The organism is Dietzia sp. SLG310A2-38A2 (genome assembly GCF_014145095.1).
In the GTDB taxonomy this organism is placed as follows: Bacteria; Actinomycetota; Actinomycetes; order Mycobacteriales; family Mycobacteriaceae; genus Dietzia.
Genome location: NZ_JAALDX010000066.1, coordinates 1 through 7902, shown reverse-complemented (window position 1 = coordinate 7902; position 7902 = coordinate 1). Strand labels below are relative to the sequence as shown.

Here is a 7902-nt window from a genome sequence, read left to right as displayed (position 1 = left end):
CGGGGACCGGTGTCGCCGCGGGGGCGGGTGAGACCTCCGCGGCGGGCATCACGATCATGGCTCCGGCGATCATCGCGAACGCCGCCGACCCCACCACCGGCCACCGGCGCGAGACGGGCGTCAGGGGCGTATGCCAGGTCAGTGGGGCCAGCGCATCTGCAGCCACGTACCCGGCCATCGCCTGCTGGGCCAGGGCGGCCCCCGAGTCCAGCCGGTGGTCCTCATCGGCGTGCGCCCTGGTGCTCACAGAACAACCACCATGCGCCGGGCAGGATCAGTGCCAGCCCGAACACGGCCGTCGCCGCGACTGCTGCGGCACCGTCCGCCAGGGAGGCCGCTCCACCCAGCACGACCAGCGCGCCCAACCCCACCCCCGCCCAGGCCAGCACCGACTTCCACACCGGGGGCCTGAGGTAGGTCGGTTCGGTCAGTGTCGGTTGCGACGTGGACGGCAGGACGATCGGCATGGGCGGCGGTCTTTCCGGGAGGCGAGGGGGTCCTCACAGGGACGATGACGGCGCCGGGTCCGGTGCCGCACCCCGCCGTCGAATCATGTGAACAGTACTCCGAGCCGGCCCCACGCCAAAGGTTTTCTCATAATTCGCCGGAGTGCGTCTCAGACCAGGGCCACCCTGTGGTTCCACGAGCGCGCCGTGCGCCACAGGCAGAACATCACCAACACCACCGACGCGGCGAGGAAGCCCACGGGCATGACATCGTCGCGCGCGGCCGCGCCGGCGGCCAACTCGCCGATCATGTCGAAGCGCACGAGCTCCAGCGAGCCACCGGCACCCATCGCGATACCGAACGGGATCGCGATCATCGCCAGCAGAGACAGCAGCTGCGTGGCCATATAGACCAGGACGAAGACCACGACGGGCCCACCGGCTCCCAGCGCCGCCAGCCGTCGCTCGTGCCCGACAGAGACCGAGAAGTAGTAGTACACGGGCCAGATCAGGAACGACGCCAGCAACACGATCAGACCGGCGGCGATCATCCACGCCGGTGCGGCCGTGGTCGCCGTTGCCCACGCCTCGGACAGGACAGAGTTCGACGGCGAGGTGAGCCCGGACCGCCTCGCGGCCGCCCACCAGGCGAGCAGTGCGAGCCCGGCGGTGAGGATCAGCGCGGCCAGGGAGACGATCATCGCCCACGCCAATTTGACCCAGAAGATGACGGACCCGCGGACAGGGATGGAGTGGGTGAAGTACCCGGTCCGGCCGTAGCCGGTGCGCCAGTAGTCGGCGGCCAGGGTCAACTGGACGGCGGGGACCGCCACGACCGCGGCCAGCATGCCCAGCGCCAGACCGAGCTGGGACAGTAGCGGCCACCCGGCGGCACCGAGCAGGCTGCCCAGGACTCCGACCAGGGCGATCACGCCGAGAGTCGTTCCGAGCGCCCCGCGTGTGCGCAGCCACTCGTGCGTGAGCAGTGTCGTCGTCATCGGTAGGTCTCCTTGAAGATCTGGTCGAGGCTGGCGGAGTGCTGGCCGCGGAGGTCGTCGGCGTCGCCCTGCAGCAGGACCCGGCCGTGGCGCATCATCAGCGCGGCGTCGAGGATGGGCTCCAGGTCGTGCACCAGGTGCGTGGAGATCAGGAGCAGGGAGTCCTCGGACAGGTTGCGGACGATGCCGTCGAGGATCAGTTGACGCGCGGCCGGGTCGACGCCGGAGATGGGCTCGTCCAGCAGGAACACCCGCGCGTCGCGGGACATGGCCAGGGCGATCTGCACTTTCTCGCGCATGCCCTTGGACATCTCCTTGAGGCGCGCGGACTCGCTCAGGCCGAAGAAGCCGATGAGGTCGCGGGCCTTCTCGGTCTGGAAGTCGGCGAAGAAGTCGGCGTAGAGCTGCAGACAGTAGCTCACCCGAGCGGAGTCGGGTAGGAAGCTGGTGTCGGGCAGGAAGGAGACGATGGCCTTGGACTCGGGACCCGGGGAGTGGCCGTCGATCCGCACGGTGCCGGAGTAACCCGAGAGCACGCCGGCGAGGATCTTGAGAAGCGTGGTCTTGCCGCAGCCGTTCTCGCCGAGCAGTCCCACGATCTGCCCCGGAGCGAGCTCGAGGTCGAGGGCGTCCAGTGCAGTGGTGGGGCCGAAACTCATGTGGAGGCCCCTGGCCTCGACGAGTGTAGTGGCGGGGTTCGCGGTGACACTCACGTCAGGCGCCTCCGTCGTGTGCATGGGCAGTGGCGTGTTCATGGTCGTCCCATCTCTTGTCGAGTAGTGCTCGGGCCTTGTCGTGCGTCATCCGCAGGCCGTGGACACGCCGGATGAACTCGTCGGCAGCGTCGGTGGCGAGGTCGGCGCGGACCTCGTCGATCCGGGCGTCGTCGGAGGTGACGAACCGCCCCGAGGCCCGCTCGGACCGGCACAGCTCGAGCCGTTCCAGCTCGGCCAGCGCCCGCTGCGCGGTGTTGGGGTTGACGCCCAGATCGGCCGCCAACTCGCGGACCCCGGGCATCTTCGCGCCCGCCGCCCACTCCCCGATCACGATGCGCCGCGAGAACTCCTCGACGAGCTGCACCCAGATCGGGGATGAGTTGTCGAACTGCATCGTCGCCCCCATCCGTGTTGCCGTATTAGGTGCTTAATACAGTGACACTACTGCGCGGGGAAGTCAACGTGGGGCCGGGCGGCTCCGTGCCCGGCCGGACGGATACGCGGCAGGCCCGAGTCGCAGCCCGACCCGAGGTGGCCGCCGGTGACCATGTTGTAGATACCCCATGGGGTATGTATTCTCGAGTGCGAGGCGCGGACGGTCCCATTCACCGTCCGCGGACCTCGCGACCACCCCACGACTGAAGGAGTACGACCATGTGCCGACCCGCCACCTGCAAGACCTGTGGAAAGACGACGTGGGCCGGGTGCGGAATGCACGTGGACCAGGTGATGTCCGGCGTGCCCAAGTCCCAGCGGTGCCCCGGTCATGCCACCGCGCCCAAGGAGGGGTTCCTCGCGAAGATGTTCGGCCGGTAGCCGGGCGGCGAGACGACGACGAGCTGGCCGGGCACCGGAGGTCGACGCGGCCGAATCGATGCTCGAGGATCAGTGCGTCAGAATGACCTTGACCACGACGATGGTCGCTGCGACGGCGGTGAGTGCGGCAGCACTGATGAGCCAACTCCGACTGGGTCGCTCGCCGTTGAGTCGGCCGATCACAAAGACGATGCCGCCGATCCGCACCAGCACGGTGACCTCTGCGAGCAACAGCGCGGTCCTGTGCTCGAGAACTCCGACCCAACCGACCGCGAGGATGAGGGACGGCAGCACAGCCGAACTCAGGATCGGCACCGAGTTCCGCAACTCGGCGACCTTCTCGGCTCGGGTCATGGCTTCGCCCTCCCGAACGGTGTGGCCGACCGCCTCGGCGAAGGCGTGTGCGATGAACGTCGACACCGCGGTGCCCACCACGATCGCGACGCCGACGTACTTCTCGGTCTGCACGAGCGGCACGAGCGCCGCGAGCACCAGGATGTTGCCGTAGATGTAGGCACTGATCCGACTCGCCGCGTCGTCCCTGTCCAGCGGTGCACCCCGGGTGAGCCATGACTTGCGCTGCAGGGAACGCCCGTGCGTCTTCATGCAGACAAGGATCGCAGACGGCGGGAGTCCGGGGCACAGACTTCACCGTCCTGCCCCGTGCCGCCAGGAGCCCGGAATACTGTGGGAACGCCGGCGATTCGACGGCGTGGGGAGGCGCGGAATGGACTCATCGGTGGACGTGGTGGTCGTAGGTGCGGGGGTCGCCGGGCTGGTCGCCGCGCGTGAACTGACCCGCGCGGGCCACGACGTGAGGGTCCTCGAGGCCCGCGACCGCGTGGGCGGCAGGCTGCAGGGCACCACGATCGCCGGTGGCGGATCGATCGAGGTCGGTGGGCAGTGGGTCGGACCCACCCAACACCACGTCCTCGCGCTGATCCGCGAGTTGGGGCTGCAGACCTTCCCCACCCACGTCGCGGGTCGGCACATCGCCGAGCTGGGCGGGGCCAGGTCGGACTACTCCGGTCGGATCCCCCGATTCGATCCCGCCACTCTGGTCGACATCGCACAGACACAGTGGCGTCTCGACCGCATGGCCGCCCGCGTCCCGCTCGAGGACCCGTGGCGCGCGCCCGGCGCCGATCGACTGGACTCGCAGACATTCGACACCTGGCTCAGGCGCACCGCCCGCACCCCGCGGGGCCGCACGTTCTTCCGTCTCATCACCGAGGCCGTGTTCTCGACCGGGCCCGAGGACCTGTCCGCGTTGTGGGCGGGGTTCTACATCGGTGCCGCCGGCGGACTCGACGCGCTGATCGATACCGCGGGTGGAGCTCAGCAGGACCGCGTGGTGGGCGGAGCGCAGACGATCGCGATCGAGATGGCGCGGGAACTCGGCGACCGCGTGGTGCTGGGCAGCCCGGTCACCGGGATCGAGTGGGATGTCGCGGGAGCCCGCGTCCGTACCGGCGCCCGGGCGGTGAGCGCGCGACATGTGGTGATCGCGGTGCCGCCGCCACTCGCGTCGAGGATCCGCTACTCCCCCGGCCTGCCCGGCGACCGCGACCAGCTGGTCCAGCGGATGCCCATGGGCCGGGTGATCAAGATCAACGTCGCCTACCCGGAACCGTTCTGGCGCGCCGACGGCTGGAGCGGCCAGGCCAACAGCGACGCCCGCCCGCTGGGCACGGTCTTCGACAACACTCCCCACGGCAGCACATCGGACGGCGGCGGGCCCGGTGTGCTGGTGGGGTTCCTCGAGGGCCGTCACGCGGACCGGGGCTCGCGCATGACGGCCGCCGACCGTCGGGCACAGGTACTGGAGGACCTCGCCGGATACTTCGGCCCCCGGGCTCGCAGCCCCGTCGACTACGTCGAGCTCGACTGGGCCGAGGAGGAGTACAGCCGCGGCTGCTACGGGGCGTTCGCCACGCCAGGCACGCTGACCCGCTTCGGCCCCCATCTCCGCCGCGAGATCGGCCCGATCCACTGGGCCGGCACGGAGACCGCCACCCGCTGGGCCGGATACATGGACGGTGCGGTCGAGTCGGGCCGGCGGGTGGCCGGGGAGATCGGGGTCCCCGGGTGAGCGCCTCGGGGCCCGTGTGCAACCGCTGATCCGCACCGCCAGCCTGCGCGGATTCGGCCCGCTGGTCAGCGAACTCGGCGGCGACCCCGACCGACTGCTCGACCGGTACGGCATCGCGCGCGAGGTGCTCGAGGGCGACGACGGGCTGGTGTCGATCACCGCTCACGACCAGATGCTCGACGCGGCCGCCGCGGAGTTGGAGTGCCCCGACTTCGGGCTGCGGCTGGCCGATCGGCAGGACGTCTCCATCCTCGGCCCGGTGGCCCGGGCGGTCCGGTCCAGTTCCACCGCCACCGAGGCGCTCGAGTGCGCGGCGCGGTTCCTGTTCGTCCACAGCCCCGCGCTCACGATCGGCGTCGACGACGACCCGTGGAGCCGTCGCGGCGTGATCGCGCTGACCTACCGCAAGCAGCTCTCCGAATCGCCGTACTCCCCGCAGGCCATCGAGCTGGGCCTGGGGCTGTTCCACCGGATGGCCGTGCAGCTGCTCGGGCGCAGTCCCGGTCTCCGGTCGGTCGAACTGCCCCACGGTCCACTGTCGCCCGTGGCCCGCTACCTGGACTACTTCGGTGCCGACATCAAGTTCGACCGCCCCGTGGCCGCGCTGTGTGTCGACCGCCGGATCTTGGACGCCTCCTTCGCCACCGCCGACGAGGAGATCCGCCTGGCCGCCCTGGAGCACCTGACCGGCTCGTACTCAGATCCCTCCCGGTCGATGACCGGCCGGGTTCGCCGCGCGGTGGGCGAGAGCCTGCCCGGGCGGGTCCCGTCGCTCGCGCAGGTGGCGGCCACGCTGGCGGTCCACCCCCGGACCCTGCAGCGCCACCTCGTCGTCGAGGACACCACCTACGGCCGGGTCGTCGACGACCTGCGGCGAGACCGGTCACACCGGTTCATCACGACCACAGACCTGTCCTTCACGCAGATCGCCGACCTGGTCGGCTTCTCCGAACAGTCCACGCTCAGCCACGCGGTGCGCCGGTGGTTCGGCCTCTCCCCCGGCGAGCTCCGACGCCGGGCCAGACTGTCGCGCTGAGACAAGTTTTCCGCGCCCGGGCACCGGATCCTGGAGTCACCCGGAGAACCAGTGCGCCCGGAGAACCACGGCGCCCGTAGTTGCACAGGAGCGGTAATGCTGCGCGAACAGAAGACGCCTGACCACGAGCTGCGCGACCACGAACTGCGCGAACCACAGTCGTCCGAGCAGATGCTCGAGCAGATCGGCGCGCGATCGATCCCCGAGTTCGACGGCGTCCACGACGTGTGGCCCCGGGGCGAGCGCCTCCGGGCCGTGCGCGCGGCGGCCGCCGAGTACAAGACGCGCTTCGTGCAGCAGGGTCAGGTGCGGGCCGTGCAATCCGTGGACGTGGCCGCGGCGCCGTACCCGGTCAAGTACGCCTTCAACAACGCGGTCTCGGTCCCCAGCCTGCCGCTGATCACCATGATCAACCGGATGATCGTGGTGCAGTACGACGACTGGAACGGCCGCCCCCGCACCCTGGTCTTCGAGCCGACCGTCCCCGCCGGGTCCGCCGAGGCGCCCTTCTACGACAACCTGCAGACGCTCGTCGACCGCATCCCCGGCGGCAACCTGGCCGTCAAGCTGCTCCTCAAGTACTTCAACGAGCCGGACCAGGCGCTCGCCAAGGTCGGACTCACGCCGCAGGACGTGGACTTCTGCACGTTCGACCACCTCCATGTGCAGGACCCGCGCATGATCCTCGGCTCGACCGAGGTGATCCCCGGCGACTCCGCTCCCCGCACGCCGCTGTTCGGTGACGCCAAGCTGCTGGTGCACCGGCGCGAACTGGCCACCCTCGAAGACCTGCACCCCATGCAGTGGGCCTGGTATGTCGAGGATGGGCTCGGTGGGGTCGACCGGTCCAAGTTCGCGGTGTTCGACGGGGACATCGAGCTCGGCCCGGGCATCGCCCTGATGTGGACCCCCGGCCACACCGACGGCAATCATTCTCTGGTCATCAACACCCCGGACGGCGTCTGGGTGTCCTCGGAGAACGGCATCTCCCTGGACAACTGGCAGCCGGAGCTGTCCCGGATCCCGGGCGTGCGGCGCTACCACGAGAAGTTCGGTCGGGAGATCTGCCCCAACGCCAACACCCTCGAGGACTCGCTGGACCAGTACGACTCCATGATCAAGGAGAAGACCATGGCGGACCCGTGTCCCGGAGACCCGCGCTGGTTGCAGATCCTGCCCTCCACCGAGCTGGTCCCGTGGAAGCGTTTCTGGCCCGTGGTGCCCACCTACTGCCACGGCGGCATCTCCTACGGTCAGATCAGGTCCGGACTGAAGAACGAGAAGTGACGACGACGACGAGGTCACGCAGCGCGCTCGTGACCGGGGCCGGACGCGGCCTGGGCAGGGACATAGCCCGGATGCTCGCCGACCGCGGATACCGGGTGATGATCACCGATATCGACGCCGACACCGCCGCCGCGGCCGCCGCCGAGATCGGAGGCGACGCCACCTGGGCGGCCGTGGATGTCCGCGACCACACGCAGATCGTGCGGGCCCGGGACGCGCTGCTCGCGCACGGCGGGCGCCTCGAGGTGTGGGTCAACAACGCCGGCGTCCTGCTCACCGGCCCGGCGTGGGAGCAGAGCGAGGACCAGCGGCGGCTGCTCATGGAGGTCAACGCCCTCGGCGCGATCAACGGCACCGTCGCCGCGATCGACGCGATGCGCGGCCGTGGTGCCGGGAGCAGTGCCGGCGGCGGGCACATCATCACCATCGCCTCGTTGGCCGGGATCTCCGCGGTGCCGGGTGAGGCCGTGTACGCCGCCTCGAAGCACGCCGTGATGGGGTTCAGCACCAG

10 protein-coding genes and 1 pseudogene are annotated in these 7902 nt (G+C 69.9%); 5 read left to right on the top strand and 6 right to left on the bottom strand.

The window, feature by feature from the left end:
- From G6027_RS02895 to G6027_RS02875, 5 genes and pseudogenes are all read right to left on the bottom strand, one after another.
- Positions 1-247 (bottom strand): annotated as a pseudogene (locus tag G6027_RS02895) (hypothetical protein); the annotation flags it as partial.
- A complete protein-coding gene (locus tag G6027_RS02890; RefSeq protein WP_182635250.1) occupies positions 222-467 on the bottom strand; it encodes a hypothetical protein in 246 nt (81 codons plus the stop codon). The gene G6027_RS02890 and the pseudogene G6027_RS02895, both read right to left, overlap by 26 nt.
- 149 nt (positions 468-616) lie before the next feature.
- Positions 617-1444, bottom strand: coding sequence for a hypothetical protein (locus tag G6027_RS02885; RefSeq protein WP_182635248.1), 828 nt, complete (start codon positions 1442-1444; stop codon positions 617-619).
- Positions 1441-2157 carry an ABC transporter ATP-binding protein gene (locus G6027_RS02880; protein WP_346995610.1) on the bottom strand — a complete coding sequence of 239 codons (717 nt, stop codon included), beginning with the start codon at positions 2155-2157 and terminating at the stop codon, positions 1441-1443. The genes G6027_RS02885 and G6027_RS02880 overlap by 4 nt, the downstream gene beginning before the upstream one ends.
- A gap of 1 nt (position 2158) precedes the next feature.
- Positions 2159-2554, bottom strand: coding sequence for a GntR family transcriptional regulator (locus G6027_RS02875; RefSeq protein ID WP_182635246.1), 396 nt, complete (start codon positions 2552-2554; stop codon positions 2159-2161).
- Between the two features lie 260 nt (positions 2555-2814).
- Here G6027_RS02875 and G6027_RS02870 point away from each other — a divergent pair, with 260 nt between their 5' ends.
- Positions 2815-2976: a hypothetical protein gene (locus G6027_RS02870; protein ID WP_179525725.1), complete on the top strand. Its 162-nt coding sequence runs from the start codon at positions 2815-2817 to the stop codon at positions 2974-2976.
- Between the two features lie 69 nt (positions 2977-3045).
- On the opposite strand, the gene G6027_RS02865 is transcribed toward G6027_RS02870, so the two are convergent.
- Entirely contained in the window at positions 3046-3582 is a 537-nt protein-coding gene (locus G6027_RS02865) for a hypothetical protein (protein WP_182635245.1), read from the bottom strand.
- A 121-nt stretch (positions 3583-3703) separates the two neighbouring features.
- On the opposite strand from G6027_RS02865, the gene G6027_RS02860 reads away from it, so the two are divergent.
- The 4 genes from G6027_RS02860 to G6027_RS02845 all read left to right on the top strand — a co-directional run.
- Positions 3704-5068, top strand: a complete 1365-nt coding sequence (locus tag G6027_RS02860; RefSeq protein ID WP_182635243.1) for an FAD-dependent oxidoreductase — start codon at positions 3704-3706, stop codon at positions 5066-5068.
- Positions 5069-5084: 16 nt separating this feature from the next.
- The gene (locus G6027_RS02855; RefSeq protein WP_182635242.1) at positions 5085-6104 is read left to right on the top strand and encodes an AraC family transcriptional regulator; all 1020 of its coding nucleotides are present in this window, start codon (positions 5085-5087) and stop codon (positions 6102-6104) included.
- A 96-nt stretch (positions 6105-6200) separates the two neighbouring features.
- Positions 6201-7391 (top strand): hypothetical protein, encoded by a 1191-nt coding sequence (locus G6027_RS02850; RefSeq protein ID WP_182635240.1) that lies wholly within the window; start codon positions 6201-6203, stop codon positions 7389-7391.
- Positions 7388-7902 (top strand): SDR family NAD(P)-dependent oxidoreductase (locus G6027_RS02845; protein ID WP_346995609.1); only part of this gene is annotated, 515 nt, incomplete at its 3' end. The genes G6027_RS02850 and G6027_RS02845, both read left to right, overlap by 4 nt.

Bases quoted from the DNA above. Each gene is read 5' to 3' on its own strand.
- G6027_RS02850 (WP_182635240.1), top strand. From the start codon at position 6,201: ATGCTGCGCGAACAGAAGACGCCTGACCACGAGCTGCGCGACCACGAA.
- G6027_RS02890 (WP_182635250.1), bottom strand. From the start codon at position 467: ATGCCGATCGTCCTGCCGTCCACGTCGCAACCGACACTGACCGAACCG.
- G6027_RS02860 (WP_182635243.1), top strand. From the start codon at position 3,704: ATGGACTCATCGGTGGACGTGGTGGTCGTAGGTGCGGGGGTCGCCGGG.
- G6027_RS02885 (WP_182635248.1), bottom strand. From the start codon at position 1,444: ATGACGACGACACTGCTCACGCACGAGTGGCTGCGCACACGCGGGGCG.
- G6027_RS02870 (WP_179525725.1), top strand. From the start codon at position 2,815: ATGTGCCGACCCGCCACCTGCAAGACCTGTGGAAAGACGACGTGGGCC.
- G6027_RS02875 (WP_182635246.1), bottom strand. From the start codon at position 2,554: ATGCAGTTCGACAACTCATCCCCGATCTGGGTGCAGCTCGTCGAGGAG.
- G6027_RS02865 (WP_182635245.1), bottom strand. From the start codon at position 3,582: ATGAAGACGCACGGGCGTTCCCTGCAGCGCAAGTCATGGCTCACCCGG.